At 35.1% G+C, this 26,044-nt stretch carries 29 protein-coding genes and 2 pseudogenes; 11 read left to right on the forward strand and 20 right to left on the reverse strand.

Annotated features, from left to right (window positions below; genetic code table 11):
* Positions 1-25 precede the first annotated feature (25 nt).
* Positions 26-1,102, reverse strand: a complete 1,077-nt coding sequence (locus L1275_RS00720) for an IS110 family transposase (protein ID WP_253468709.1) — start codon at positions 1,100-1,102, stop codon at positions 26-28.
* A 294-nt stretch (positions 1,103-1,396) separates the two neighbouring features.
* On the opposite strand from L1275_RS00720, the gene L1275_RS00725 reads away from it, so the two are divergent.
* Positions 1,397-2,575, forward strand: a complete 1,179-nt coding sequence (locus tag L1275_RS00725) for a hypothetical protein (protein ID WP_253468711.1) — start codon at positions 1,397-1,399, stop codon at positions 2,573-2,575.
* Entirely contained in the window at positions 2,575-4,836 is a 2,262-nt protein-coding gene (locus tag L1275_RS00730) for a hypothetical protein (RefSeq protein ID WP_253468713.1), read from the forward strand. Before L1275_RS00725 ends, L1275_RS00730 begins: the two co-directional genes overlap by 1 nt.
* Before the next feature lie 33 nt (positions 4,837-4,869).
* On the opposite strand, the gene L1275_RS00735 is transcribed toward L1275_RS00730, so the two are convergent.
* The 3 genes and pseudogenes from L1275_RS00735 to L1275_RS00745 all read right to left on the reverse strand — a co-directional run bounded on the left by L1275_RS00735 (position 4,870) and on the right by L1275_RS00745 (position 6,127).
* Positions 4,870-5,262 carry a DNA-binding response regulator gene (locus tag L1275_RS00735; RefSeq protein ID WP_253468714.1) on the reverse strand — a complete coding sequence of 131 codons (393 nt, stop codon included), beginning with the start codon at positions 5,260-5,262 and terminating at the stop codon, positions 4,870-4,872.
* Between the two features lie 272 nt (positions 5,263-5,534).
* The gene (locus L1275_RS00740; protein WP_253468716.1) at positions 5,535-5,834 is read right to left on the reverse strand and encodes a helix-turn-helix domain-containing protein; all 300 of its coding nucleotides are present in this window, start codon (positions 5,832-5,834) and stop codon (positions 5,535-5,537) included.
* A pseudogene (locus tag L1275_RS00745) lies at positions 5,815-6,127 on the reverse strand (helix-turn-helix domain-containing protein). Before L1275_RS00745 ends, L1275_RS00740 begins: the two are co-directional and overlap by 20 nt.
* A 216-nt stretch (positions 6,128-6,343) precedes the next feature.
* Here L1275_RS00745 and L1275_RS00750 point away from each other — a divergent pair.
* Positions 6,344-7,093, forward strand: coding sequence for a hypothetical protein (locus tag L1275_RS00750; protein ID WP_253468720.1), 750 nt, complete (start codon positions 6,344-6,346; stop codon positions 7,091-7,093).
* A 162-nt stretch (positions 7,094-7,255) separates the two neighbouring features.
* A complete protein-coding gene (locus L1275_RS00755) occupies positions 7,256-8,059 on the forward strand; it encodes a TIGR02391 family protein (protein WP_253468722.1) in 804 nt (267 codons plus the stop codon).
* Positions 8,060-8,098: 39 nt separating this feature from the next.
* On the opposite strand, the gene L1275_RS00760 is transcribed toward L1275_RS00755, so the two are convergent.
* Positions 8,099-8,395 (reverse strand): molybdenum ABC transporter permease, encoded by a 297-nt coding sequence (locus tag L1275_RS00760; protein WP_253468724.1) that lies wholly within the window; start codon positions 8,393-8,395, stop codon positions 8,099-8,101.
* A 246-nt stretch (positions 8,396-8,641) separates the two neighbouring features.
* On the reverse strand, positions 8,642-9,244 hold the full coding sequence (locus tag L1275_RS00765) for an NAD(P)H-dependent oxidoreductase (RefSeq protein ID WP_253468726.1): 603 nt from the start codon (positions 9,242-9,244) through the stop codon (positions 8,642-8,644).
* A 96-nt stretch (positions 9,245-9,340) separates the two neighbouring features.
* On the opposite strand from L1275_RS00765, the gene L1275_RS00770 reads away from it, so the two are divergent.
* Positions 9,341-9,688 carry a helix-turn-helix domain-containing protein gene (locus tag L1275_RS00770; protein ID WP_253468728.1) on the forward strand — a complete coding sequence of 116 codons (348 nt, stop codon included), beginning with the start codon at positions 9,341-9,343 and terminating at the stop codon, positions 9,686-9,688.
* 54 nt (positions 9,689-9,742) lie between these two features.
* On the opposite strand, the gene L1275_RS00775 is transcribed toward L1275_RS00770, so the two are convergent.
* The 11 genes and pseudogenes from L1275_RS00775 to L1275_RS00825 form a co-directional block, all read right to left on the reverse strand.
* Positions 9,743-10,192: a DUF3872 domain-containing protein gene (locus L1275_RS00775; RefSeq protein ID WP_253468730.1), complete on the reverse strand. Its 450-nt coding sequence runs from the start codon at positions 10,190-10,192 to the stop codon at positions 9,743-9,745.
* Positions 10,193-10,204: 12 nt separating this feature from the next.
* Complete coding sequence (locus L1275_RS00780; RefSeq protein ID WP_253468732.1) at positions 10,205-10,765, reverse strand: conjugal transfer protein TraO; 561 nt, start codon at positions 10,763-10,765, stop codon at positions 10,205-10,207.
* 21 nt (positions 10,766-10,786) lie between these two features.
* Positions 10,787-11,680, reverse strand: a complete 894-nt coding sequence (gene traN / locus L1275_RS00785; RefSeq protein ID WP_253468734.1) for a conjugative transposon protein TraN — start codon at positions 11,678-11,680, stop codon at positions 10,787-10,789.
* Between the two features lie 23 nt (positions 11,681-11,703).
* Positions 11,704-13,038, reverse strand: a complete 1,335-nt coding sequence (gene traM, locus L1275_RS00790) for a conjugative transposon protein TraM (RefSeq protein ID WP_253468735.1) — start codon at positions 13,036-13,038, stop codon at positions 11,704-11,706.
* Positions 13,025-13,311, reverse strand: a pseudogene (locus tag L1275_RS00795) (nitrogen regulatory IIA protein). Before L1275_RS00795 ends, traM begins: the two are co-directional and overlap by 14 nt.
* Positions 13,312-13,321: 10 nt before the next feature.
* The gene (gene traK / locus L1275_RS00800) at positions 13,322-13,945 is read right to left on the reverse strand and encodes a conjugative transposon protein TraK (protein ID WP_253468737.1); all 624 of its coding nucleotides are present in this window, start codon (positions 13,943-13,945) and stop codon (positions 13,322-13,324) included.
* A 23-nt stretch (positions 13,946-13,968) separates the two neighbouring features.
* Positions 13,969-14,964, reverse strand: a complete 996-nt coding sequence (gene traJ, locus L1275_RS00805) for a conjugative transposon protein TraJ (RefSeq protein WP_253468739.1) — start codon at positions 14,962-14,964, stop codon at positions 13,969-13,971.
* A 2-nt stretch (positions 14,965-14,966) separates the two neighbouring features.
* Positions 14,967-15,599, reverse strand: coding sequence for a DUF4141 domain-containing protein (locus L1275_RS00810; protein ID WP_253468741.1), 633 nt, complete (start codon positions 15,597-15,599; stop codon positions 14,967-14,969).
* Positions 15,600-15,619: 20 nt separating this feature from the next.
* Positions 15,620-18,124 carry a TraG family conjugative transposon ATPase gene (locus L1275_RS00815; protein WP_253468743.1) on the reverse strand — a complete coding sequence of 835 codons (2,505 nt, stop codon included), beginning with the start codon at positions 18,122-18,124 and terminating at the stop codon, positions 15,620-15,622.
* A complete protein-coding gene (locus tag L1275_RS00820) occupies positions 18,121-18,453 on the reverse strand; it encodes a DUF4133 domain-containing protein (RefSeq protein WP_074590698.1) in 333 nt (110 codons plus the stop codon). Before L1275_RS00820 ends, L1275_RS00815 begins: the two co-directional genes overlap by 4 nt.
* An 11-nt stretch (positions 18,454-18,464) precedes the next feature.
* The gene (locus tag L1275_RS00825; protein WP_074590696.1) at positions 18,465-18,770 is read right to left on the reverse strand and encodes a DUF4134 domain-containing protein; all 306 of its coding nucleotides are present in this window, start codon (positions 18,768-18,770) and stop codon (positions 18,465-18,467) included.
* Positions 18,771-19,023: 253 nt separating this feature from the next.
* On the opposite strand from L1275_RS00825, the gene L1275_RS00830 reads away from it, so the two are divergent.
* Genes L1275_RS00830 through L1275_RS00850 form a run of 5 tightly spaced genes read left to right on the forward strand, consistent with a single transcriptional unit; the run spans position 19,024 to position 23,011 of the window.
* Positions 19,024-19,239 carry a helix-turn-helix domain-containing protein gene (locus tag L1275_RS00830; RefSeq protein WP_253468745.1) on the forward strand — a complete coding sequence of 72 codons (216 nt, stop codon included), beginning with the start codon at positions 19,024-19,026 and terminating at the stop codon, positions 19,237-19,239.
* A gap of 7 nt (positions 19,240-19,246) precedes the next feature.
* Positions 19,247-20,143, forward strand: coding sequence for a hypothetical protein (locus tag L1275_RS00835; RefSeq protein ID WP_253468747.1), 897 nt, complete (start codon positions 19,247-19,249; stop codon positions 20,141-20,143).
* Entirely contained in the window at positions 20,140-20,421 is a 282-nt protein-coding gene (locus L1275_RS00840) for a hypothetical protein (protein ID WP_253468749.1), read from the forward strand. Before L1275_RS00835 ends, L1275_RS00840 begins: the two co-directional genes overlap by 4 nt.
* Positions 20,387-22,198: a DUF2326 domain-containing protein gene (locus tag L1275_RS00845; RefSeq protein ID WP_253468751.1), complete on the forward strand. Its 1,812-nt coding sequence runs from the start codon at positions 20,387-20,389 to the stop codon at positions 22,196-22,198. Before L1275_RS00840 ends, L1275_RS00845 begins: the two co-directional genes overlap by 35 nt.
* Positions 22,199-23,011, forward strand: coding sequence for an endonuclease (locus L1275_RS00850; RefSeq protein ID WP_253468753.1), 813 nt, complete (start codon positions 22,199-22,201; stop codon positions 23,009-23,011).
* Positions 23,012-23,027: 16 nt separating this feature from the next.
* Here the strand turns inward: L1275_RS00850 and L1275_RS00855 are convergent, their stop codons facing one another.
* From L1275_RS00855 to L1275_RS00865, 3 genes are read right to left on the reverse strand one after another with little or no spacing between them, the layout of a single operon-like run.
* Complete coding sequence (locus L1275_RS00855) at positions 23,028-23,663, reverse strand: conjugal transfer protein TraD (RefSeq protein WP_253468755.1); 636 nt, start codon at positions 23,661-23,663, stop codon at positions 23,028-23,030.
* A gap of 3 nt (positions 23,664-23,666) precedes the next feature.
* The gene (locus L1275_RS00860) at positions 23,667-24,107 is read right to left on the reverse strand and encodes a DUF3408 domain-containing protein (protein WP_253468757.1); all 441 of its coding nucleotides are present in this window, start codon (positions 24,105-24,107) and stop codon (positions 23,667-23,669) included.
* 4 nt (positions 24,108-24,111) lie between these two features.
* Complete coding sequence (locus L1275_RS00865) at positions 24,112-24,879, reverse strand: ParA family protein (protein ID WP_253468759.1); 768 nt, start codon at positions 24,877-24,879, stop codon at positions 24,112-24,114.
* A gap of 725 nt (positions 24,880-25,604) precedes the next feature.
* Here L1275_RS00865 and mobA point away from each other — a divergent pair.
* The gene (gene mobA / locus L1275_RS00870; RefSeq protein ID WP_074590682.1) at positions 25,605-26,042 is read left to right on the forward strand and encodes a conjugal transfer protein MobA; all 438 of its coding nucleotides are present in this window, start codon (positions 25,605-25,607) and stop codon (positions 26,040-26,042) included.
* Positions 26,043-26,044 lie beyond the last annotated feature (2 nt).

A 26,044-nucleotide genomic window follows, 5' to 3' on the forward strand; every position in this document is an offset into this window, starting at 1 on the left:
GGTAAAGAATTAAGCTTCCCCTTGTTTATTCCGTTACTTCCTGAAACGGAATGATTTGATACAGGTGTTCTGACTTATAATAAGAATTGTTTTTCCATAAGATAAAAGTCAATTCTAGCAGTTTTCTTTGGATGGCAACTATAGCCTTCATTTTGATACCATGTTTTGAAACCAATCTTAAGAAAATATCTCTGAACCTTTCATCAGTCCTAATTGCAGCTAATGCTGGAAAGTGCATTACCTTTCTTAAATTCCTATTACCCCGCTTGGAGATTCGAGGTTTGGATTTCACTGAGGTTCCAGATATCTTTTCTCTTACATCTAAGCCTGCATAACTAACCAACTGTCTTTTATTCTTTATTAACTCGAATCCATTTGTTTCGGCTATAATCGTTACAGCAGTTAGATTTCCAATTCCGGGAATAGAAGATACCATTTTCATCTTTTCCACTAGAGTTTGATCTTCTTTGATAAGTATAGCAATTTCTTCTCTTATCTCTTTTTCCTGCAAATCAATAAGTGCTATTCTTTTTTTAGTTCGTTGCACTGAGTTTTTACTTGATGTTGCGGAAGTACGTTCTGCATGCAGTTGATTTTTTAACATTGTTCGCTCCTGTACTAACTGCTCACGTTCCCGACAAAGCTGTCTCAGATCATTAAATATTTTTAAAGGAGGTAGCCAAACTTCCAACTTCCTTTCCAAACCGAATCTCGCAATGGCTTGTGAAGCACTCTTGTCAGTTATAGTTTTTATGTCAAGTGTTCGGGCATAATTACTGATCTTGTTTGGCAAAACGATACTTACTTGTTTTTTAATATTGCAAAGATAGTAGGCTAAGGATTCATGGTAGACTCCTGTAGCTTCCATTACGTAACGTACTTCAGTTGTAATTGACGTCTGCTTATTTACCCATGATACAAGACTTGAAAACCCTTTTTTAGTATTGGGAAATACTTTGTAGGCATAGACTTCTATGCTAATCTGCTCATCCATTCTACCAAGCGATACAACTAATTCATTTTGTGCAACATCAATTCCTACTGTCTGCTTTAATAATACCTTCATCTTATCTGGTTTAGGTAAGTGATAACCTTTCTTCATCTTTTCTCCTGACTGGATATACTGGCTATAAGACTCATTATAATGAGCAAATTCCTTACATTCTGTTCAGATTCTAAAAGGTTAAAGAAGAGGAGGCAGTCTCTTTTCTTGAATATACCATAAGGCTATTTAAAGCAAAATCTGCTCTCGCCCTTCTTCACTTAGATTATATTATACAAACATAGGAGAAGCAAAAGAACGTCGCTTGGTTAGATTAGCTTTTAATATTTTAGTAAGTTTGCTATTTAAAATTTACAAAGAATTTTAGTAAACGTATGTTAATAAGGAAATTCTATGACTGAAATAACAATACCTAAAAATATCACTCCAAATAAAATGGAGGATTTGTATAAAAAATATATAAATAACCAGGATGTGAGCAATATACATCTTAAAATTCCAGTTTCATTAAACAAATATACCTTTGGATTATTGGGAGATTTGTTGAAGTTTATTATAACGTTAAATAGTAAATCAAAAATCCAGACATTAATATTAGATGTAGATAATGAAAATCTAATCAATTTTTATGATCAAGAATATGCTTATCCTATAATTTCATTATTGTGGAATACATCAAATTTCACTGATAAAAATAATGTAAATATTAAAGATAGCTTAAGAGAAAAGCAAAATGAATTTTTCATAAAAATGAATTCGTTAGCTAGGATAAAGGGCAATAAATATATTTTGACTAATACGGATCATCTTTCAAAAAATAAGGGTTTAATCAGATTACTTGAAAATCCTGATGGCTTCAATGATGACGAGGATCAAATTAAATATAGTGTCAAGAAAATTTTCAATGAATATGTTTTGACCTTTAATAAAAATAATAAAATTGAGCTTGAGAACCTTATCGAAGATATTGCTGCAATAGTTTATGAGTTAACAAAAAACACTTACGAATGGGGCAAAACAGACCAAAATTTAATTGAGCTTCCAGCGAGTATACGTGGAGTTTATTTTAGATTTCATATAAATAATAGTAAAAAAATATTGGAAGAATTTGAGGAAACACCTATCCAATCTTTTTTTCAACACCCATTTATTTTAGAAAACTGTATAAATGATCAAAATCAAATTTATTATTTAGAAATTCTTGTATTTGATTCTGGAGTAGGATTTATCGATAAATTTATTCAAAAAGAAGGTTTAACTGATTTAGAGGTTATTAAAAAATGTCTTGTAAAAAATCAAACTTCTTCCACTTCTAACCTTAAATCGAAGAAAGGTATAGGATTAGACCGTATTTTAAACATATTAAATAAAAAAGGTTTTGTGAAAATTTCAACTGATAAGTATTGTGTTTACAGGGATTTAATAAAAGACAATTACAAACCTATTGACGTAGAAAAACTAAAGGATTTAAAGCTTGAAGATTGGAATAACGATGATTTCAGAACGGATAATATCATTAAATCGAGAGGTTCTTATATCAGTATTCTATATCCATTTAAAAGCAATAGATAATGGGGAAATTCTACATCTACAACTCAAATATTGAAGATAAAAAATATAAGAGTGCTACAATAATATTTAATCCAAATATCGAATTTGATTTTGGTGCTTTAAAAAATGAATTAACGGAACATTTTCGAGATTTTCATCAAACGAACGCCCTTGTTTTCCTTCATTGCTCTACTGTTTCTACACCAGATTCCCTTTTGAATGATAACCTTGATAAGATATTTAGAAGTATTCCAAAAGCAGAAGAAAATTCACTTATTGAGAGCATTTTTTATGTTGGTTACAATAAATCAGAATTTATCTTTTCAAAGAAGGATAACTTTTTGAAAGAAAACTTTAAGGAGATTATTAATCAAGGATTAGCAAACATTTTTATATCAAATGGAGGACTAGTAGAAAGTAATGGTATTTCTCACCATTATGTTTTTCCATCAGGTAAGCATTCAACCAAATTTTTAAGGACAGCAAATGTATTAGTGCAAAAAAGTGAAATTGATTTTATTGGATTAAATCTTTTACATTTATTTAAACACGCAGAAATTAAAAATATTTATTGTGATACATTATCGATAAATGTAATTGGGTATTCTATAGGTCAATATCTCAAAAGATATGAGAATAGAGAAGATATTAATATTGAATCTTTTAAATCTTACGATGGTATATTTAGTAAAAATACAAGATTCTATAAAGATTCTATTTTTTTAATATCTGCATCGACATCAGGTGGATTGGTTCATTATTTGAAAGGAAATCATCCAGAAATAGATTCGAAAAATGTTTGTGTTCTTTACTATCTTCCAATAGAAAAAGCCTCAAATCTTTCACTTGAAAGAGTACTTTGTAATTTAGAACGAAATGAAAAATTTAGATATGGATTAGAAATTTACAAACAATTCAAAGCAGGTGAAAAATGTTCGTTTTGTGAAAATCAATCGACTGCAATTAAGATTGTTGGTGATTCCTTCAGTTTGGACGAACCTATTATAAATACTAGGAATATTGTTGCGAGTAAATATATATCAAAGTCCTTAAAAGATTTTGTGGAGGTATTCAAATATAACAAGGAAACAGGTACTTCCTTAAAAGTTTCTTTTAGTGAAGATACTATTAACAGGAAAAAATATAACTTGTATATTGATTATGAGAATATTATTAAAAATATAGAAAATGAGCAATATGAAAGTCATAAAAATAAGATAGATGCTTTTATTAATCAGTATGTACCAGCATCGTTAAAATATATAATTCATCTAAACGATAAGGGATCAGAGTTATTAGCAAAGTATATCTTAGAAAAGACAATATGCTTTTCTAAGAATTCTATTGAAGTGATAAATCAATCGGAACTAGTTGAAAGAAAGATTCTTGAAGGCGAATCTGGTTCCATTTTGATCGTGGCCTCTTGTATCACAAATGGAAAAAACTTGCTTTATTTAAGTAGGTTTTTCAGAAACTACAATAATATCCGGCTTATCTACTTCGTTGGAATCAATAGAATTAGTGATTCTGATAAGCACAAAGAGCTTAAAAGTAATATTAAATATGGATTGTATGGAGCCGAAAATAGTTCTTTTGTCGAAATAGAAACTATTAATTGTGATAATTCTAATTTCCAAACACCTTGGGAAATGGAGTTGGATCATTTGAAAGAAATTCAAGAGAGCTTAAATGAACAATCAAATTTTATAAACGAACGAATTAATATAATAACCAACTTTTCAAGTAAGGAATTCAGAGGTGGCTCACAAAACATATTTTATCATGATATTTCAGGAAATGAGTTGAAAATCCGGAAAAATTCAGCTTTCTTTAATAGTAATGATTATTTTAAAAATGTATCTCAGTCGGATGTCTATTTTACTATTTCTTGTGTTTTAAACAATATGAGAAATAATAGATTTGACGGGCTTTATCAAACTAATTTTGTAAAAAATTTACTTGATCCATTTATTTTCAATCGTTTCAATGATGGTATTATTCAAGCAGCAATTCTTCGAGCAGCAAAAAATGATGAACTAAACTATTCATTTAGTCGGAAGAATTCTGAAGACATGTTGATGCTTTTAAAGACCTTTGCCAAGCATAGTGACGAATATCAAGGAGAAGCATTATTGGAGTTTCTACATGCGATGTCTATAGGTAAATTACGTTTGTTTAAAGAACATTACCTTCCTTTGACAGATGAACTTAGCAAAATTGAAAATGAACACATCCAGATTTTGAGTAAAATAATTTTCAAAGTTTATGAGAAGAGTTTATAGTGTATTGGTATTATTATATCCGAATTAAAATGATTAGCCATTGGAAACACTTTCAATGGCTTTTTTAAAATCGTCTGCATCGCTACCAATGAGCAGATAACCAGAAAAACCAATTGCTAAAATAATTTTTATAGTTTTTTCTTCATCAATATCACTATGGGCAATCAATTTTAAGGCTGGATATTTTGTTGTTAATTCTTGAAGCTGTTTCAATATGTTTTTTTCGTAAAAATCAAGGTCAATAATACAAGCTTGGGGAAGTGTTTTTAATTCAGATAATTGAGCTATTCCGTCTTCAATACTCTCCAATTTGAATAATATTTCAAATCCATAAGTTAAGAGGTCTTTGCTAATAGCATCTACAATCGGGCTTTTATCGTTGATAAATGCAATGCTAATTTGCTTGGTTTCTTTTTCAGTGTCCATACCGTCTTTTTTTTAAATTGTGGAGCACTGCAAAAAAATAAGGCGCAGGCAACTACACTTACACCGACATTGAGGCACTGGTATACCCGACTACGAATAAGCGAGCGCCCACGCCTATGGCATGAGCGTTCTTCCTTATTGTCCCGTAGTCTTAAAAATTACCAGTTTTCAATGTGGGACTTAAAGTAAAAACACTTTAAGATTTTTCTATATGTTCCTACAAAGATACTAAAGTCGTTCCGATACGAAAACACAATCTGAATAAAAATTGGTTATATATGGTGGGTATTATTGGATTTGTAATTATGTTCCAAGACTGTCAGAATATCACTTTCCCTGTAGATTATTTTACCCCCTATTTGTATATACGGCAGGATTTTATCATCTCTATATTGCTGTAAAGTCCGTTTGCTGATATGGAGCAGTTTGCCTACATCTTCGCCCGACAAGTAAATTTCTCCGTTCATTACAGGGCGGTAGTTTTTCAATATTTCATCGATACGGTTTTTCAACTGTATTATCATCGTCTGATGAGCGATGATCTCTTCTGTTTCATTCGTCAGTAAATCCATTGTTGTTTGGTATTGTACGGCTGACCAGCTTCGAGCAAAACCTGTACGTCCGAGCGTTTATAATAATTTTTGCGATTCAGTTTAGAATAAGGCAACATACCTTTGTCTTTATAAGTCTGTAAAGTCCGTTTGGTAATGTTCATCATCAAACACACTTCCTGGTTATCCAGCCACTTCACTTCTTTGAAAATCGGTGTATATTTCCTTGTGGCGTTTTCGGTCATTGCCAAAAGTTCCCTTAGCTCATTCTTCATTTCATCCAATGCGGATTTTTGTATTGCGATAACTTCCATAGTTTGTTATTTTTTCAGTGGAAGTTGAATTTACAAAGGGTTTCTAAGGGATTGTACAATATTGTAGCCATTGGCATTGAATGGCGGTATTTGGCGTATGACTGTAATTACGAGAGGAATTATTTTGTAAATTTGAAAAGATAAGTACTACTGAGGAATATACAAAATAGGCAATGTGTATATTTGAGAGTTGGGAGATATAATAAAACTGAAAATATGGAGAAAATAAGATTCTATTCAAGTAACATTGGTCCAATAAAAGAAAATGAATTAAAAGCTTTAAAAAAAGCTATTCAAATTTGCTTTGAGAATAATGAAATTCAAGAAATTACTGCTTTAATTCATACAAAAAATAATACTGGATATTTAGAGAGAATTTTTGAAACAAGAGATGCGAAAAAAATTTTTAACGGAATAAAAATTGACCCATCAGTTCCAATTATAAAAACGGAAACGATAAAAACAATTAATGATGATTGGAATAAAAAACGCGTTTTAATAGCTTTTGGTTTACGCTCCGAAGAATTATATTTATATGATGAATTTGAAAGTGTTGTTGCGATAATTGCACATCAATGGAATGAAAATAGTGTTCAAGAATGGGCTAAAACTTGGGGGGCAGTTGATATTTTAACTAATCGAACTTCTGAAAAATATAATCAACCTGATAAAGTTGTTCAAAATGCTCTAAATGATTTAACGAGATCTATTAATATGTCCACAGGAATAACGCATCCATCGGATGAAAATTTATGCAAAACATATTTAAGAGCATTAAACAAATATGAATATAAACTAAATCCAGTTGAAATTAACAGTTATTTATTATCTGAACTAAATTGGCAATCTGATGATGTAAAAGACGTAGTAAAACTAATTGATAAGCTAAACTCTGGAGGCTATTTTAAAGGAGGTGATAAAACTGGACTTCAAAATCATATTAAAAGATGGAAAACTGAAAATTAAAAATACATTACCCAACCGCTTGGCAACATGGTAGGTTTAGACTTAATTTGAAGTTCGTTTTTTTCTCGTAAAATCAGTATTAACTGAAAGGTTAGACTTCCTTAATCCGCTACATCGCAAGCCGTCAAATGTTATACCTCATTATAAACACACCTTATATCAATGACAAAAAGTTTTAATCCGAGCACATTAAGAAGTATTTCCATAATAATTGGAGAAGAAATTTTGACTCATAAGCAAATTAATGAGCAATTTCACAATTCAGGACTTATAGATACTGGTGAAGGAACAAATAAGCCAGATAGAATTTATTACACATTAACATCAAGACAGAAACAAGATAATTGTGGTAATAATGTTTTAAGCTTTATAATAAAAGTTATAGATCCTAAACGTTACGACAGCGAAGCGAGTTTTGAAAAGCACCGAACTTCTATAAATGAAAAATTACTTTATGAAGGAATTGAAATAAATAAAGAAGGTCAACCAAAAATTGTAGATAAAGCTAAAACTATACCTGAAGCCAAGAATCGTTCTATGAAAATAAAGGAACGAGTTCACGGAATAGGAATTCATCAGGATATTTTACTGTATTGCGAATCTGAATGGCTTAACGAAAATTATTTTCATGCAATCCTTGAAATCACTAAAAGTATTGCTCATAAACTTCGCCGGAAAAGCGGTTATATCTCTGACGGAGCATTATTAGTTGATGAATGTTTTGGTTTGGGGAGTGAAAAAAAACCAATGCTAGCATTTAACCTTTTACAATCTGAAAGCGATGAAAGCGAACATAAGGGATTTGCTAATTTTATAAAAGGATTTTTTAGTATGTATAGAAATCCTAAAGCGCATGATCCAAAACTATTAGAAGACACGCAACTGACAGAAATGACAGAAGTATTAGTCGTTGCGACAATTATTCAAAACAAACTTGATAAAACATACAAAACGGGATACAAATAACTAAGGATAAAAACTTAAGATAGAATTCCCCTTTTTCAATTATTGAGATAAAAGGCTTTTTTTCGTTATTACTTCCTGCTTTTGTTTTTGCTTATTTTTCTTCATTTGCGAATACGACCAAATAAAAAGAATACCGATAACAATCAAAGCGTAGGCAATCCACTTGCCCATACGCTCTATAAAACGTATAAATACGGATGATTCAAAGCTCGAAAAGCCTTCTGAGCCTATTGCATTACGTCTGTAAAATTTCCTGCGATTTATCCAATAAACAAGCCCAAATCCAACAACAAGAGGAATAATGCCTAGTACCAATTGAGAAGTAACTGCATCCATACTTTTAAAATTATTATTCAAGTAAATTTAAACAAAATCATTCATACACTGAAAGTTGAAAAATAATCTGCAAAATTGTGCACAGGTTGATTTTATGTTGATTCAATAGTAAATTCTATTCCTCCAAAGGAAAGCCATTGTGATACAGAATCATCTATTGATAGCTATATTTTACGGTATTACAAACAACAAAATCGGATAACCTTTTGGGTTATCCGATTTTGTTTCAATATATTTCTTCTTATTTTAAATGGATTGTATCACCTCGTCCTGTTCAAAACGGGATTTTGGCGAGACAGTTGGGTGTGTCCAATCATTTATATCAGCATAACCTACGGCAACGGCAAATAGCGGTGTATAGCCGTCTTTTGGTAATATCTTTTTATAGGCTTCACGATTAATACCCTCCATTGGAGTAGCGTCAAGTCCTATACTTATACAAGCACTCAAAAAGTATCCTAATGAAAGATAAACTTGATGTTCCATCCACGATTTTGTTGCTACTTCTCCATTTGATTTTATCATTGGTTCATAAAATCCAGTTCTCCATGCTTCTGGTAGAATGGAAATATTGCGTTCCTCAAAATGTTCAATATTTTCCATTACACTGAAGACAATTAAAAGATCGACATCATTAATCGAGGCCTCGTTCATATAGGATTGTGCAGCCAATTCTTTTTTTACAGTTTGGTTTGTGACAAAAGTAAACTTCCAAGGTTGACTGTTGATAGAAGATGGACTTAATCGTATTATTTCTTTTAGCTCTTCAATCTGTTCTGTCGTAATTTTTTTAGTTATATCGTACTTTTTGGTAGCGTATCTGCGTTTTGCAAGGTCTAAAAAACTCATATTTATCAATTTTAAATTTATACTATACTTTTTACTGTAGCAAAACTAAGTATAGTATATTATCTTTGCAATAACGGTCAAAATGGATAGTAACAGATGTATAGTATAGATGATAAGCAATTTCCTTGCAGCACAAGTCTGACAATGAAGTATATAGGAGGTAAATGGAAAGCAGTAATTCTCATTCATTTAATCGAAAAAAAACGGTATAGTGAATTACGAAAGGAATGTAAAGTGATTACTGAACGAACTTTAAGCCTGCAACTAAAAGAATTAGAAACAGATGGATTAATAATTCGAACTGTACATACAAGTAAACCTCCACTAAAAGTTGATTATGAATTGACTGAATTTGGTAAAACACTTATTCCTTTGCTAAAATCTATCGCAGAATGGGGAACAACAACAGGAAGAACCCATAAACGGATAAAGGTGATGGATTAAATAGAAAACGGCTTATCTTTCTAATAAGCCGTTTTTGTTAATATTCAAGTATTTTTAATCACTACTATTAAAGTCAAAGCTTAATTGCTTTTCGTTTCCGAAACTATCCGAAATCCAAACCTCAAAAGATTGTGATACGGTGGAATTTGATGTGTAATACAACCTGAATTGTTCCGTAGGTAATGAATACAAATCGTTCGGGAGGTACGGAGTTTCATCGTAATACCGAAGTGTTCCTTGTCCGTCAAACTGAAAGTAACGAAGATAATATTGCGTGTTGTTATAATTCCCCGTTCGCTGTATGGTTAACCTTATTTCTACCGTCTGCCCATTGGCTATTTCTTTCGGAACAGGCATCATTTTTACCTCAAAAGGAAAATCATTTTGTATTTCCAGTTCATCGTCTTTGCTACAAGATACTAACGTAACCGAAGCTATCAGGATTGCCAAGAGTACATATATCTGGCTTAATCCTATCCTGAATTTATTGAATACTGCTATCATTGTTTTTACGTTTTAAAAGTTAAATCTTAATCCTACACCTGCTGATGGTCGGAACTGTTGCAGATCCGTACCCCATAATACTTTTGTACGTCCTTGCAAGACTAATACAAATCGGTCGGACAGGTATGTTTCAAAAGTCAATCGTCCGCCAGCTCCGTAAATGAAGTTGTCCTCACTCAAAATCTTTGCTCCGTCATACAACATCGCTTCGCCACGGTTGATGTTTTCATAACCAAATACACCTGTTATTCCGGCATTCAGCGTAATGTTCTTACGGGCATCGCCCAACAAAAAGAAACTATAACCACCCTCGGCAGTATAACTTTCTTGTGGTATGCGAAGTTCTTTATAGTCGTGGTATTGGTGCGTATATTCCAACGCCCAAAGCTGGTAATTGCCGTTTTTACCGTTCACGGTCATTCCGATATTGATGTAATAATCATTCCCGATTTTATCATTGGATAATACGCCTGTGTTAATTTCCAATCCTTTCTGTTTAGGCAACATTCGTTGTGCCTGGCTTGCAGTGATACTCATCAAAACGAGCATCACGGTATAGATATACTTTTTCATATAATTACTTTAAAAAGGTTATTAAAATTTTAGGTGCATATCGTCAATCAAACGAGCTTTTATTAAATCCGAATTTTCTATTTGAAGCGTTTGATGTCTGCCACCGTTTTTTTCAAAAATCTCAATCAGTAGTATTTTGTCATCAGTAATGGTAAACTGGTCTAATAGAAATACGTTTTGTTCGGTCGATTTTCCGTTAATACCGTCCAATGGTTTGTAAGTACGTAGCGGTATCATCGGACGTTCCTGTACCACGGTGCGTTTGGCAATCTTTTTGTCTACTACTTTGAAATTGATAAAATCAATCTGAAAAGGTACATTGGTACGGTTCCCGAGTTCCGTATGAAAATAATATTTCCCATTATGAATGTAAATCCCTTTGAGAATAAACTGAATGCCGAAACTCTTAGCTCCGATATGTTTTACAATTCGTTTGTTGTTTTTATAGATGGTTTCTAATAACAAGCCTGCTAAAGAAGGGGAATTGTTACCCAATTCTTCAAAAAGCACATCGTTTCCGTTGGTTTTGTCCACTGCCTTTTGCATCGTCAAAAGATCATAACTCAACACATTGGGATAAGAACTGTAATACACATTGAAGCTATAAAAGCGTCCGTCATTGGTAATCACTGAAAAATTGGTTTCGGGTTCAAAATCCCTTAATGAAGCTTTTACACGCAACACGTTTTCAGCGTCTTCTGCTTTTCCTGCGATGAGGTATTCGCTTCCCAAATCGACGTATCTAATACCGGTCGGGAAAATTAAATGGGAAGTTTTATCGTAAGTCACTTCCATTTGGTAAGGTTCTATTTTGCCTAAAGCAAGCGGTGTTCTTATACTGTCTTGTGCAAAAGAGGATATGGCAAAGCCGATCATCAGGGCGATTGTCCAAAAAGTTTTTAAATGATTTTTCATTGTTTAATTTTTTATGTTCAACATTATTTTTTAGTAACAAGAAATACTTGATGCCCTGCTTTTAGGGTCACTTTGGGTGTTCTTACTTTCTTGGCGAAATAACCAGAAATTCCCTGTACCACGCCACGACTAAGGTCTGCCGCTGCCTGCTGTCCTGCTGATTGAGTAAGCATTACGCTTGTTCCAGAAGTCTGGCTCATATTGCCAGCCATTTCGGTAAGGGCATTCATTTCTGATGAATACGGTACGTACAAACCTTGCTGTCCATCCAAATCGTAAATGGTTATATCTACCGGAATGATGTTGCCTTCCAATTCTATGGAACTAATTTTTAGCTGTAATCGTCCGCCCTGAAATTTTGCATTAGCGGTTACAATAGTTCCTTTCGGAATGGTGCGATTGGGTGTTTGGGCAGATTCCAACAAGCGCAAACGAACTCCCGTTTCGCCGATCACGGTTTGCGTTTCGTGTACACAGGCTTTGATACTGTTTTTGGGTTGTACGACTTGTTCCGTCAGACCTGCGGTAAAAAAACCTCGGTTTCTGGTTTCGTTCCATTCGGCTAAAAAAGCACTATCGGTAGGTTCACGGTACAAGGAAGAAACGGTATTCTTTCTTGATGATGTAAAGGATACAAATTGCTCTTTTTGTGTTGAAGTTGTTGTAGCTGGAGGAGTACTTTTAGTAGGTACAGCTTCTGTCGAATTTGTTCCTGTTGGCAAATACTTTGCTGCCATTTGGTAGGATTTCTCCATTAGTGCAATCTGGTCATCTACAGTTGTAACTGGAGGTACATCTTTTTCAGCCAGTTTTTCTTTCATCTCATCCAACTGTTTACGGAGCTCCATTGTTTCGGCATTATCATTCTGATAAAATGAACCCAATGTGCTTTGCATATTACGGTAACTACTTAATGCAGGATTGCCAGATTTTCCTGGATTTTTACCACCGCCAGAACCGTAACTTTCGTCTTCTTCGGGTATTTCGTTTTCATTATCCTCTGAGCTGTCCGTGTTCCAGTAGTCCGAAAGCGTAGTTAAAGCATTTCGCTTTTCCTGATCTTTGCGTTCCAACATTTCCAATTCGTAAGCCTTGCCTTTGTCGGCAGGCATTCCTGCACCCGTTGCTTGCGGGACAGCATCGTTTAACCCAATGTTTTCGATTTCCTTTTTGTCTGTGGATGGTTTAAATATTAGGTACATACAACCAAGGAAAACCACACTCATTAAACCAAAGATGAGCGGTTTCTTAAGTTTGTCCATTTTGTTCTGTGTACCGTCTTGCAGGACATCAGCGGTTGCTGTCGGGTTTCCTTCCGTTACCCGAACAACCAATTTTTTGTTCTCATTTTCTTTCATAAATCGTATTTTTTAGAATTGTTGATAATGTGTCCTGTAATCTTGTAGGACTTTCATTTTTTTAAGGACAGGGTTTTCGATATGTTCGATGACCATATCGTTACCAGACTTAGCCGTGTCGTACCATACTTTGAAAATGACAGCTGCAGTAAGCAGTAGATATCCCACAAAGAAATACAAGGTGTATTGGTGCTGTTTCCGTAGAGGGAATGTCCGCCAGCGTTCATCCAGCTTGTCAAAATAGCTGTCAATGTTTGCTCTTAATTTTTTCATATCTTGAATTTTAGCGTTCAATGACTTCTATATCTTTGTTTTCAACCACCGCAAACTTTTCAATGTTAAAGCCCTGTGGATTGTTGTCTGAACGAACAGAGTTCACCAGATAGCAGGAAGTAGTCAGACTTCGTTTAGTTACATTGCTCGAACGGATAATGAATTGTTTGGCGTAGGTACGCACCGAATACGGATAGGTATCAAAATTGCACACCACACTATCCACTTCGATGCGCTGCTGAACATTCCCTGATATGATACGGCTGTAATACCCTTTCTCTGACAAGTCTTTGTAATAATCAAAGGCACTTTTGTCAGCAAGATTAAATGCCCGTTTCATATTGCTTTCGATAGCACTCTTATCAGGTGCCAAAGTGAAAAACAATTCGTGAAATCGTTTGAGGTGTTCCCTTGCTTCCACAGGGCGGTTGATACTTGCGTCTTGTGCTAAAGCCAACGTCAATGATTTGCCATTGTCCAAGACATATACTTTTTGGCGTTGTAGCTCCGCAAAGTGGTAAGATTGCCAGACGGCATATCCTACAACACTTATGCAGAGTACGGCAAATACAATGGCGTACAGCCTGATTTGGCGAAAACTGTTTTCAATATTTCTTAAGGTTTTAAATTCCATTTTCTTTAATGATTAAATTGTTTTTATTTGCCCATTAACTTACCACCGATATTTCCTGTTGCTGAACCCACTCCAGCTCCAGCGATATTTCCGGCTTTCATCGTCGCTTGGTTTACATTACGGGTAAAGTTTCCTGCACCTCCTGCTTGGATAACCCAACCTGTTACCGTTGGAATGGTAAAGTATCCTACGATACCGATAATCATAAAGATGATATATACGGTATTGCTCGTATCGGGTATGTACGCCGGGTCGGCAAGCATTGCGATATCTTTTTCGATGATGAGTGACTGTATTTTGGCTAACATAGAGCTGAACAAGTCAGCGACTGGAAGCCAGAGATAAACACTCACATATCGGGTGAGCCATTGCGTGAGCGTACTCTGAAAACCATCCCATACAGAAATAGCAAAAGCTATGGGTCCGAGAATGGATAAAACGATCAGAAAAAACGTCCGTATGGTATCAATTACCAATGCTGCCGCCTGAAACAGAACTTCGAGCAGGTTACGAAACCAGTCCTTTACGCTTTGTTCCATACTGTGCATACCACGTTCTATGTACATTCCCGACATCGTTGCCAAATCGGATGGCGACCAACCCAATTCTTCGAGTTTTTTGTCGAACTCTTCATCGCTCGCGAGGTAAGCGGTTTCGGGATTTCTCAACATCGCTTCCCGTTCCAACAGGTCTTTTTTAGCCTGCAAATCATTGAGGTCAAGCACCTGATTTTCAAGAATAGCGTGAGTACCTTGTACGACCGGGCTTAACACGGCATTAATAGTTCCCAATACCATGGTTGGAAAAAACATGATACAGATGCCCAATGCGAAAGGACGGAGCAACGGATACATATCAATCGGTTCTGCTCGGCTGAGTGCCTGCCATACTTTTATGGCGACATAAAACAAAGCTCCCAAGCCCGCTACGCCTTTAGCCACTGCCGCCATATCGGCGGAGAGAGGTAACATTTCATCATACAAGGAACGCAGGACTTCGTGAAGATTTTGAAATTCCATAACTACCAGTATTTTTGATTTGAAGTGCCATACAGCTCAAGTACTCTTTGAGTGTTGTTCTGTTTTTTCGATCTTAAAAAACTTACGGAGATATTTTTATTGGTGTAGTAGCGTACCAGACTGTGATATTCTTTTACTTCTTTATATACTTTATCAATAATATCCATACGCTCTTTGTCATTTAGTGACAAGCTTGATGACGATACGATTTGTTTGAGTTCTTTTAATAGCTCCGTACTTTCATTAAGCAATGCTGAATAGCCGTTGGCGATAGCTGCTAATTCCTGAGGAGAAAAGTTCGGATCGTTCATCATTTTACCAAAATTCTGAACGTACATTTCGGATACATTGCCTACCAGAAGTACGGTTTGTTGCACCTTACGGGCATCTTTCACAAGGTTATTTACCGCCTGTAGTTTGTCGTAATATTCTTTGCCTTGTTTATATACCTTTTCCACTTCTTTGAAGTTTTTAACAACATTGGATACGGTAGATGAAGTCTGTATGATTTCATTGGCACTGTTAAGAATACCCGATGCCAGATTTGCTGGATCGGTGACTACAAATTGCGCTTTCGCTGATGGTGCTACGGTAAGCATAAGTGCCGTACATACCAAATACATGATTTTTTTCATTGTTTTAAAATTTAAAATTGTTACTGATTTGATTTATCACGTCGCTCGATGGCGATATGCTTAATGGCGAGTTCTACATTACCGTCCAATTCGGAAGCTAGATTCATAACTTCCATTTTTTCGGTTTCTTCGGTCGTGTATGCGAGATATTCCTCCATGCTAACTTCGGTAGCATAGACTGCCGAGTGTGTACCACCTAAACCAATCCATACTTCTTTGTATAATCGTGAGGGATCGTTGTTCATGTTAATGGAAAGTACCTGTGCCTTCTCTTTGTCTGTAAGTCCAAGCATCGTTTGTATGTCATCAAACTTGTTCATGTACTTACGTTGGTCGAGCAGGATTTTACAATCGGAGTTGTTGATGATACTTTCTTTGACAATGGGCGATTGGATGATGTCGTCCACCTCCTGGGTTACCACAATGGCTTCACCAAAAAACTTCCTAACGGTTTTAAAAAGGTACTTTATGTATTCCGCCATTCCTTCTTTGGCAATTGCTTTCCAGGCTTCTTCAATCAGGATGAGTTTTCGGATACCTTTTAAGCGACGCATCTTGTTGATGAACACTTCCATAATGATGATGGTCACGATTGGAAAGAGGATTTTGTGATCCTTAATAGCATCGATTTCAAACACAATGAAGCGTTTAGAAAGTAGGTCTAACTGTTTGTCGGAGTTCAGCAGATAATCATATTCGCCTCCTTTGTAATAAGGTTCCAATACATTAAGGAAATTGGCAATATCAAAGTCTTTCTCACGAACTTGTTTTTCTTCCAATACCTTGCGGTAATCTCCTTTTACATATTCATAAAAACCATTGAAGGAAGGAAATTCGTTGTGTTGTTTAATACGGTCGATATAACCACTTACAGCATTGGACAATGCCACTTCTTCTGAACGAGTTGGTGGTTCATCATCACGCTTCCATAAAGTCAAGATGAGCGTTTTGACACTTTCCCTTTTTTCAATATCGAACACACCATCATCGGTATAGAAAGGATTAAAGGCAATAGGATTATCTTCGGTATAAGTAAAGTAAACGCCGTCTTCACCTTTGGTTTTGCCTTTGATGAGTTCGCATAAACCCTGATAAGAATTACCGGTATCAACCAACAAAACGTGAGCACCTTGCTCATAATATTGGCGAACCATATGGTTAGTGAAAAATGATTTTCCACTTCCCGAAGGACCAAGTATAAACTTGTTCCGGTTCGTGATGATACCCCGTTTCATCGGTAAATCCGATATATCCAAATGAATAGGCTTTCCGGTCAATCGGTCAGCCATCTTAATACCAAATGGCGATGGCGAATTGTGGTAATTGGTTTCTTCTGTAAAAAAACACAAAGCAGGTTCGATAAACGTGTAAAAACTTTCCTCACTCGGAAAATCGCCTGCATTGCCCGGCATTCCTGCCCAGTACAAAGTAGCTACGTCCGTAGTGTTGTGGCGTGGTTTGCATTCCATTAATGCCAAAGCGCTACCACTATCATTTTTTATTTGTTTGAGCTCGTTGGCATCATCTGACCAAGCCATAATATTGAAATGCGCTCTGATGGATGACAGTCCAAAACTATGTGCCTCATTCAGGTATTTTTCTATCCACTCTTTGTTTATTTGATTTGCCCGACTGTAGCGAGCCAACGAGTGCATATTTCTTGCAGACTTTTCAAACTTTTGCAGGTTGGCTTCGCTGTTATCCAAAAACAAATACTGGTTGTAAATGTGGTTACAGCTTAACAGCAAGCCCACAGGTGCAGCGAATGACAAACGGCAGTCGCTTCGGTCGGTAGATAGTTTTTCAAAACGGGTATCAGCAGATACTGTTCCGGGTAAATCGTCGGTATCAGATAAAGTGTGCAGGCACAATCTTTTGTTACCAATACGAATTTCTTCGCCACCCAATGCAATGTCTTGCATCGGTGTTCCAACTTCTCTTGATAATGTTAGGTATTGCTCCAATAATCCCTGCTTTCCATCTGTACCTATGATTTCGTCTTCGGTCAACCGTTGCAGTTTGATAAACCCGCTATCGTTTACGATACGTTCAAATTGTGCTATGGCTTCCATAAAGCGATGTATCACTTCCTTATCCCTGATTTCCTTCGGTATCAGTGTTCCTCTGCAAAGCGAACTGAAATTACTCTGCATTCGCATACGCTCTTTGCTCGTTTTAGTTATGAACAGATAACAATAATGGTTCAGAAAAGGACGTTCATTGAAATGGCGTTGGTAGGATTTTGCTAGAAAACTTTGGTCATCTTTTGCCAGATCTGGCGCATAATTTTCTTTGATGTACCAATCCTGTTTATGGACTATCGTGAAATCTGGCAAGGTTTTGATAGCCTTATGCCAAGCGGAATGGATAGCTTCATATTCAGCAGAAGCCACGGTAAACAGCTCCGGCAGATGTACTTCAAAGCAGGCAGTAATGTCCGCATCTTTTGACAGAATACAATTGTTCTCTACCGCCAATAATGGAAACTTGCTTTCCAGTGTTGTTGATTTTGCTGTATTTATCATCGTACATTAGGTTTAGTGGTAAATTTTAAATAACGATGTACAGGCTTGCGACAAATGATGTAGCGAGGATGCCGTTTATTAGCCGCTATTTTCATTAATCCGTATTCGCCATATTTTCTGTTCAGCGAGAAGGTTTGCCACACAATCAGCGAAGCACCACCTGCTCCAAGAAAAAGACAGATGTAAGAATTAACCCCGATCATATATAGTATCATCACCAGGATTAATGTGCCGAGCAATCCACCTGCGAAAATGAACAAGTATTGCGCTTTCAACCCTTTAAATTCCACCGTTCTTCCAATACCCTTATTGATGTTATAATTACTCATAAGGCAGGGGATTAAAGAAAGAATGAACGAAGGACGGTTGCCGCTACGATGAGGAAAATACACGCACCGAACCACGAAGCCGCCGTTTTGCTCGTATCAGGATCACCCGAACTGAACTTGTTGTACACTTTAACACCTCCGATGAGACCTACTACGGCACCAATGGCGTAGATGAGTTGTGTGGCAGGATCGAAATAAGACGTTACCATTTGGGTTGCTTCGTTGATACCGGCTGTACCATTTCCTTGTGCGAAGGCACCAATTCCCGACAGCATAGCCACGGCTGCCAGCAAAGCTTTTTTTCTCTGTTTTTTCATAATTGAAACACATTAAATTGTTATTCTTTCCCACACCTTGCGGGCTTTCGTGACAAAGGTGTTATAGAAAAAGAGGCCTTATAACAATGTGGCAGTGAGTGGAATTACTTGGCTGTAGGTGGCTATCTGTTGCGATATTTCAATGTTGAAATTGTTTTTACAATTTTTTTTTTTGGAAGTCCAGTGTTTGCTTAATGCAACTTTTAAATTACATTTGTACTTTCGTAATGAAATCTATTTTAATCATTTTAAGATGAAAATATCTGGTAAACATATTGGAGAGATGTTGAAACAAGCTAGAGAACAGAGACATTTGACACAAGAACAATTAGCGCAAAAAGTTGGGAAGAAAAGGAGTTATATCTCCAAAGTAGAAACTGATTATGGCAATAACATTAAGCTCCAGACCCTTAAAGAAATTGTAGAAAAAGGATTTGATGGAAGGGTTAAAATTAATTTAGAACTCTGATTTGTTTATGGATAAACTATTAAAAAATGCCTTTAAAATACAAATTCAATCCAAAGAAGGCTTTGAGTTCGAAGAATTTGTTGATGAACTGTTTCTTTTGAAATATGGTGTAGATGACTATGTACCTATAAGGAGGAACAAAGATAAGGGCAATGATGGTACTGTTTTGCCTGAACAAAAAATATTAGCTTGTTATGCTCCAAGAAAATATAACAGACCTGATTTTGAAACAAAAGTCTTAGGGGCTAAAAATAAAGAAGGTGATTTTGAGAAGTATCAAAAAAACTGGAAGGCTGAATATCCTAACTGGGAAATGTATGTAAACCACGAAGTTGCTCCCGAGCAACTAACCTTAATTCAGGGATTAGATGGAAATACTTCAATCAAAGGGATAGACCAACTTCTTTCTATTATAGATGAACTGACATCAAGTAAAAAACGAAAACTTGCAGCTTATTTGGGAATTGAAAATTTCTTTATCCAAGATTATATCCAGGAAATCATTAATGATTTATTAAATGCTTCAAATGTAGAAGACAAAGCCATTCATTTTGACAAAAAAACCTTGGTTCCTCCTCAAAAGAAAATTGAGTTGAACTTTGAGCAGGACGATTGGGACGGAATGAATTCGGAAATGATATTGGTAATGGAGGAATTTACTACAATTAACAATATACTTTCTGGTTATAACGATGATGAAATCAATGTACTAAAAAGAAGAATAATAAATGATTACAATAAACTTTCAGGCAGTTTTAAAGAAAGATTATACAACCTTACAGACCAGTACACCAGAGAATACGGCAATATTAAAGACGATGAATATGTAAAATGCGTTAAATCCATATTGTTGTATATGTTTGAGCAATGTTTAATTGGAAGAAAAACAGATAGTGAATTATGATACTACCTCAACCAGAAAGCAATTTAAAAACCAATCTTATGGTATTGGGAGCAGATATTATCAGTATTATGGGTAATGCTCCATTTAAAAACAAATATGCTATTGTCGATGATGTGATGCAAAAGTTTTTAAAAAGAGACAAAGACAGAACACCGGATCTTTTTCTATATGCGCTAACTTTTTTGCACACTCTTGGTAGTGTAGAAAAAAAAGGATATAAAATAAAATTGGTGAAGAAAGAAAATGAAGAAGAAATCCAAACAACTTTATTCGACTAAGATGTTAATTAGAATATATTCAGATACCAACCTTATAGATGCTGTTCCATTTCACAATGGTATAAATATCATATTGGGTAAATATTCGGAAGATAAGGAAGCCAGAGGAATTAATGGAATTGGTAAATCTACTTTAGTTAGGCTTATAGATTTTACTTTATTAAGTGGTAAAGCTGAAAAAAGATTTAATCAAAAAAAATATGACTTTTTAAGAGACGATGAACATACGATTACTTTAGAATTTCAAATTCAAGGACAAAAATATTTTATCAAAAGAGGTTTTGCTGATACAAAAAAAATATTTTTTGGTAAACGACCAGATGTACTGGATGAATATGAAAAATCTGAAATGCCCAAAGTTCTGGAGGGAATATTTTTCCCCACTGAAAATAATGAAGTATTCTTTGAAGGAAAAAGATATGGAACGTTGATGGAGTTTTTTGTTAAGGATGATTTACAAAGTCAGCAAAGAGCAGATCCTTTAAATTTCGTTTCTTATAATGCAAATGCTAGAGAAAAAGCATTATATAATTTTTATCTGCTTAATCTTCCGACTAAAACACTTTTAAAATATAATGAAGTCTCTTCCGAATATGAAAAATATAATAACACCGTAAAATCCTTATCTGAAAAAATTAAAGCAGATACTGGTAAAGATATTCAGGAATTTAGAACAGAACGGTTAAAAATCGAAAAAGACATTTCTGCAATTGAAAATAGTTTGAAAGAATATAATTTTCTCGATAATCACAAAGAGATAGAGCAAAAACTAAATCAAGTTATTTCTGAAATCAATGAGCAATCTGTAATCTATCACAATGCAAATCGAAAATTAGAAAAACTAAAATCCTCTTACAGTGATGTCTCATCAATTGACCTGGCTAAAATTCAAAAGCTTTACAACGAAACGATAACAACTTTTGGAAATTTTGTTAAGAAAAACTTAGATGAGGTTATCGATTTTAAAAAGCAACTTCTTGCTAATAGAAATAAATATCTTTTAGAGGAAGAAAAAAAGCTACAGTCTTCCATAGACCAAAGCTTAAAACAGCTTGAAAAATCAGAAAAAAATAGAAGTCAATTATTTTCCTTGTTAAAAGAAAGAGGTGCTTTGGATAGAATTGAAAGTACTTATGAAAGATTAGTGAATGAGAAAACACTTTTGGAACGTAATACATCAATTGTAAGAGAGATTGACGAAATTGAGGAAATATTGGGAAATTCTAATATTGTCATCGCTGAACTAAAAAGAGATATGCTCAGCGAATTAAACAAGCAACAACCTTATATTGATGAATTAAGATTGCTATTTCAGCAAATTCTTGAAAATGCTATTTATTTAGATGAAGAGTTCGATAATTCTTACTTCAATATTCCATTGAATTCTACAACACCAAGAAATCAGTTACCTTTCAAGATTAATTTAGAAATTCCAAAAGCAGATGCTTTAGGACAAGAGCGGTTAAAGATTGTAGCCTATGACTTAATGGTGTTTTTGAAAAGCCGTATCGACAATCGAAATCTTCCTGATTGCTTGGTACACGATGGAGTGTTTCACGCTATATCGAACAAAACGATAACCAATGTTCTGAATTATATGTTCCAAAAATCAAATGAGCTACACAATTTTCAATATATACTTACATTCAATGAAGATGAAATTGATTTAAGCCGAGATGAAAATAAGTTTGGCAAGTTCGACTTTGATTGGTCTAAACAAGTGATAGCAGAGTATTCTGATAGCGAACAAGAAACAATTTTTAAAAGATTTTTTTAAATGGCAAAATATCAACTACCGCCTTTAAAGGATGAAAGATTATTTGAGGAATTCACGTGTGATTTATTCAATTTTGTAGAAAACACGCTGTCTTATGAAAACATAGACTTTCAGACTTTTGGTGTGAAGGGTCAAAATCAAAAAGGGATTGATGTCTTTTCCGCAAAAACTAAAACGGTAATACAATGCAAATTAAAAAGCATTGAAAAAAAGGATGACGCAATTAGAAAAAATTTAATTCAAGATATAAATGCAGATTTAGAAAAAGTAAAAGATTTAAAAATTGATTTTGACAAGTTTATTTTTGTTTCAACATTTCGGGATGATACACAAATACAAGAGTATTTAAATCAGATTGCGAAAGAACAAGAATTACCATTCCACTTATATTATTGGGGATGGGATACTATAACGAAAAACATTGAACAGTCAGAAGCTTTATTACATAAGTATTTCCCACAGTTTATAAAGAAAATCAAACCGGTAAAACCAAAATTTGAATTACCTGAAGGAGCTTTAGGCAAAGAACTTTCTAAAAAGAACTACATCGATTATCTTAAAAAACGATACGGAGATTGGAAACAATTTGAACTAAGCAAAAAAGGCGAAAAATTCAATTGGGCTTCATTCACTATTTCGTTATCCAAAAGATATAAAGCTTCAGGGATTAATTATATTGATGTTAAATATTTTGATGATTTGGCATTGTACCTAAAAGGTCGAATTGATGGGACAATAATGGGAAAAATAAACAAATCTAAAGGCTCAAAAAACTATTCGTTATTTGAAGATTTTTTGGAAAATCCTTTATAAAAAAACATTGGGAAGTCTATACAAACTTCCCAATGTCAAAACTATCAAAATCATTTTTCCGCAAAGTGGAAGAACCAGCTTCCGTTTCAGAAGAAAGGCTACTATCCAATAGCTCTGCTATTTTACGAGAAGCGCCTTCCATAGAATTTTCCAAAAGACTGAATAATTCAGTTCCCTGTATTTTCTGAACTATAGCTATCGCTGTTTCCTTTTGAGATTGCACCAGTTTTTCTTTTTGAAGCAGTATCCCCACGGAACTTAGTTCTTCAAAGGTAACCCCTTGGGCGAAACCGTTATCGCCATCGGATAATTCGTACCTGTTCCATTCTTCCTCCTCTTCCTCAAAATCAGGTATATTACTGAAAACTTCGTCCAGTTCTTCCTGCGGAATTTGAATGCCGACGTTTTCATTTTCGTCGTATTCTATGTCAAAATTATCAGGATTTATTTCCAGTTCTTCAACTTGGCTTTCGGTGGCATTGTTTGGCACCGAAAGGCTTCTCTTAGGTCTAGGTTGCCCCATAATATCGGGCAGTTTAGTGTTGCTTTTTTCCTGTATCGGTTTTCTTTCTGAACTTTTTTTGATTACAATCTTGTCCTGCACAAGCAGGGCAATCACAATCAGCAGGCATATCACAATTACTATTTCCATAACTTATAAAATGGGTTTGTATTTATCATTAAAACTCCTGGTAATCTGCTCGCCAAATTCCTGAAAATGGTAGTCCACTAAATTGTCTAAATAACCGTAAATGGATATTTTGTCTTCGCCTATTACTTGTACAATACGTGACAATTTTTCGTGAAAATCTGGTCGGATATATACCGTTTTTCCATCTCGGGCATTCGTGTCTGTTCTTTTGAAAAAGAGGCTTTCGTAATCTGTTTCGTTTGTTTTTTTAATTTTGGTCTTTTCCTTCACCGCAGGTTTCTCCAATGGTAGTTTTTCGGTCTGAACATATTCCTTTTCGAGGGCTTCAATAGTTTGTTCTGTGGGTAACTGTAATCCCTCTTTTTTTACGCCATCTACCATCAGGCTCATCATCAGTTCCTCGTTAATATCGGGCGTGTTTTTTTTCTTGTTTTCTTTTTCCATTAGACTATAATTTAATGATTTTTAAAAATTCATTTACAAATTGATCTAACTGACAGGCTTTCATCAAGCGTTCATCAGGTGGCATTACCGTAGAGCGGAAAACGGCTTTGCTGTTTACTTCACTTTCTTTGCGAAAACGGGTGCTGTTTTTGATTTGGCTCTGCATCAGGCTTAATCCTAATTGGTCGATGAGTAGGTTATAAACCTCGTATAAAGGTGTACTTTCCCTGCCATCAACCTGGTTCCAAAACAGATTGATGGTTTCTATGGAAGTTTCGCCTTTTTTCATAATCACATCCTGCAAAAGCTGTGTAAAAATCAGTGTGCTTTCCATTACCACTCGGTCTGCCGTGATAGGTGTAAAAATGTGGTGCATTCCTGCCAATGCATTCAAAATACCAGGCGTGTTAACCGTTCCGGGCAGGTCAAAAAAGACCACATCAATCGGCACTGAAGAACTACTTAAAAATTCGTGAGCGGTTTCTAATACACTATCAGCTTTGGATTGCATAATCGGATAGGCTTTTTTGTTGATGGTGGTAAACTGTTTGTAAGCCAGCTTTTTTAAAGCTTCGTTTTCCATTACCATCGCCAAATCACGGGTTTTCATTTTCATCAGGCTGTGCTGTGGAAAATCCGCATCAAATACGGCAACATTGTAGCCCAACCGATAGTGCATCGTACTCGCAACAAGCGCTGTAAATGTACTTTTACCGACACCGCCTTTTTGAGAAGAAAAGGCGATAAATACTGTTGTGTATTTTGCATTCATATTTCTACTGTTTTTAATTATTTATCCATTTACTTATGTCCGTATATCCGCAGCTATCTACTTGTTTATTACTGCATATATGTTTGTCGCTCGGTACATATTTATATAGTTAAGCAGATAATTATGCACCAAGCTGTCTATGTACCTGAATACACGCTTATGGTTATATGCAGACAGATGCGTTTGTACCACCAGACTTACTTATGTACATGAATATGTCCGTACCGGGATGCATAATAAGGTATTTCAATAGATACTTTTTCATATCCGTATAGTTGTACTTTTCTACATAGCTGATTGCGTACTTATGTTGTTACCTGCATACCTAACTATGCCCTTATATCTGTTTATAGGTACAAAGAAATGCAGATATATAGGTGCTTTTATCATCGTGGTAGTGTTTGGCATTCAAAGGCAGTGTTAGTCCGGGTATTGCATTGCAATACTCTTACGGGTAGGTCTTTACTTTGTAAAGAGATTTTTATTAACGGATTTATGCAAAAGCATCTTGACAGAATGGACACTAAGCAGAACGGCATCGAGCCGTTTTTCCCTGCTACATTTAATCCGTCCCGAAGGGCGGATTTTTGTGTTCATCAGAACACGGCAAGTTGTGTTTTGAGCATCTCGAAACGATTTCGGATGCTCAAAACAACTTGCCCTGCCGGGGGCTGAAAAACACCTTCCGAAGTCAGGGTTTTGTGTAAATTATAAATGGATTTGTGATGAACGAAAACAACAGAAAACAATTAAAAAAGACCGGACGCCGACCTAAAGAAGACCCGGCGAAGATTAGATATACAATTTCCTTTAATGAAGAAGAGCACAGCCGATTTCTTTCGCTCTTTGACCAGTCGGGAATGCTGGTAAAGGCACATTTTATAACGTCCTGCATCTTTGAAAAAACGATAAAGACCATTCAAATTGATAAAGGAACAGTTGATTTTTATATGCGATTGACTTCGTTTCACAGTCAATTTCGCTCGGTCGGTGTAAATTATAACCAAGTTGTAAAGCTATTGTACAAGAATTTTTCAGAGAAAAAAGGATCTGCCTACCTCTATAAATTGGAAAAACAGACGATTGAAATGGTATTGTTATGCCAAAAAATCATTCAGCTAATCGAAGAATTTGAAGCAAATCATCTAAAAAAACAGGTCTAAAA

The organism is Flavobacterium sp. HSC-61S13 (assembly GCF_024171535.1).
GTDB lineage: Bacteria > Bacteroidota > Bacteroidia > Flavobacteriales > Flavobacteriaceae > Flavobacterium.

What these genes read in the sequence shown, in the direction of transcription:
- L1275_RS00770 (WP_253468728.1), top strand. Translation starts at nt 9,341, where the DNA reads ATGTATAGTATAGATGATAAGCAATTTCCTTGCAGCACAAGTCTGACA.
- traJ (WP_253468739.1), bottom strand. Translation starts at nt 14,964, where the DNA reads ATGGAATTTCAAAATCTTCACGAAGTCCTGCGTTCCTTGTATGATGAA.
- traK (WP_253468737.1), bottom strand. Translation starts at nt 13,945, where the DNA reads ATGGAATTTAAAACCTTAAGAAATATTGAAAACAGTTTTCGCCAAATC.
- L1275_RS00855 (WP_253468755.1), bottom strand. Translation starts at nt 23,663, where the DNA reads ATGGAAATAGTAATTGTGATATGCCTGCTGATTGTGATTGCCCTGCTT.
- L1275_RS00865 (WP_253468759.1), bottom strand. Translation starts at nt 24,879, where the DNA reads ATGAATGCAAAATACACAACAGTATTTATCGCCTTTTCTTCTCAAAAA.
- L1275_RS00750 (WP_253468720.1), top strand. Translation starts at nt 6,344, where the DNA reads ATGGAGAAAATAAGATTCTATTCAAGTAACATTGGTCCAATAAAAGAA.
- L1275_RS00755 (WP_253468722.1), top strand. Translation starts at nt 7,256, where the DNA reads ATGACAAAAAGTTTTAATCCGAGCACATTAAGAAGTATTTCCATAATA.
- L1275_RS00735 (WP_253468714.1), bottom strand. Translation starts at nt 5,262, where the DNA reads ATGGACACTGAAAAAGAAACCAAGCAAATTAGCATTGCATTTATCAAC.
- L1275_RS00815 (WP_253468743.1), bottom strand. Translation starts at nt 18,124, where the DNA reads ATGATAAATACAGCAAAATCAACAACACTGGAAAGCAAGTTTCCATTA.
- L1275_RS00760 (WP_253468724.1), bottom strand. Translation starts at nt 8,395, where the DNA reads ATGGATGCAGTTACTTCTCAATTGGTACTAGGCATTATTCCTCTTGTT.
- L1275_RS00730 (WP_253468713.1), top strand. Translation starts at nt 2,575, where the DNA reads ATGGGGAAATTCTACATCTACAACTCAAATATTGAAGATAAAAAATAT.
- L1275_RS00780 (WP_253468732.1), bottom strand. Translation starts at nt 10,765, where the DNA reads ATGAAAAAGTATATCTATACCGTGATGCTCGTTTTGATGAGTATCACT.
- traM (WP_253468735.1), bottom strand. Translation starts at nt 13,038, where the DNA reads ATGAAAGAAAATGAGAACAAAAAATTGGTTGTTCGGGTAACGGAAGGA.
- L1275_RS00775 (WP_253468730.1), bottom strand. Translation starts at nt 10,192, where the DNA reads ATGATAGCAGTATTCAATAAATTCAGGATAGGATTAAGCCAGATATAT.
- L1275_RS00820 (WP_074590698.1), bottom strand. Translation starts at nt 18,453, where the DNA reads ATGAGTAATTATAACATCAATAAGGGTATTGGAAGAACGGTGGAATTT.
- L1275_RS00740 (WP_253468716.1), bottom strand. Translation starts at nt 5,834, where the DNA reads ATGGATTTACTGACGAATGAAACAGAAGAGATCATCGCTCATCAGACG.
- L1275_RS00765 (WP_253468726.1), bottom strand. Translation starts at nt 9,244, where the DNA reads ATGAGTTTTTTAGACCTTGCAAAACGCAGATACGCTACCAAAAAGTAC.
- L1275_RS00860 (WP_253468757.1), bottom strand. Translation starts at nt 24,107, where the DNA reads ATGGAAAAAGAAAACAAGAAAAAAAACACGCCCGATATTAACGAGGAA.
- L1275_RS00835 (WP_253468747.1), top strand. Translation starts at nt 19,247, where the DNA reads ATGGATAAACTATTAAAAAATGCCTTTAAAATACAAATTCAATCCAAA.
- L1275_RS00845 (WP_253468751.1), top strand. Translation starts at nt 20,387, where the DNA reads ATGAAGAAGAAATCCAAACAACTTTATTCGACTAAGATGTTAATTAGA.
- mobA (WP_074590682.1), top strand. Translation starts at nt 25,605, where the DNA reads ATGAACGAAAACAACAGAAAACAATTAAAAAAGACCGGACGCCGACCT.
- L1275_RS00725 (WP_253468711.1), top strand. Translation starts at nt 1,397, where the DNA reads ATGACTGAAATAACAATACCTAAAAATATCACTCCAAATAAAATGGAG.
- traN (WP_253468734.1), bottom strand. Translation starts at nt 11,680, where the DNA reads ATGAAAAATCATTTAAAAACTTTTTGGACAATCGCCCTGATGATCGGC.
- L1275_RS00720 (WP_253468709.1), bottom strand. Translation starts at nt 1,102, where the DNA reads ATGAAGAAAGGTTATCACTTACCTAAACCAGATAAGATGAAGGTATTA.
- L1275_RS00810 (WP_253468741.1), bottom strand. Translation starts at nt 15,599, where the DNA reads ATGAAAAAAATCATGTATTTGGTATGTACGGCACTTATGCTTACCGTA.
- L1275_RS00830 (WP_253468745.1), top strand. Translation starts at nt 19,024, where the DNA reads ATGAAAATATCTGGTAAACATATTGGAGAGATGTTGAAACAAGCTAGA.
- L1275_RS00825 (WP_074590696.1), bottom strand. Translation starts at nt 18,770, where the DNA reads ATGAAAAAACAGAGAAAAAAAGCTTTGCTGGCAGCCGTGGCTATGCTG.
- L1275_RS00840 (WP_253468749.1), top strand. Translation starts at nt 20,140, where the DNA reads ATGATACTACCTCAACCAGAAAGCAATTTAAAAACCAATCTTATGGTA.
- L1275_RS00850 (WP_253468753.1), top strand. Translation starts at nt 22,199, where the DNA reads ATGGCAAAATATCAACTACCGCCTTTAAAGGATGAAAGATTATTTGAG.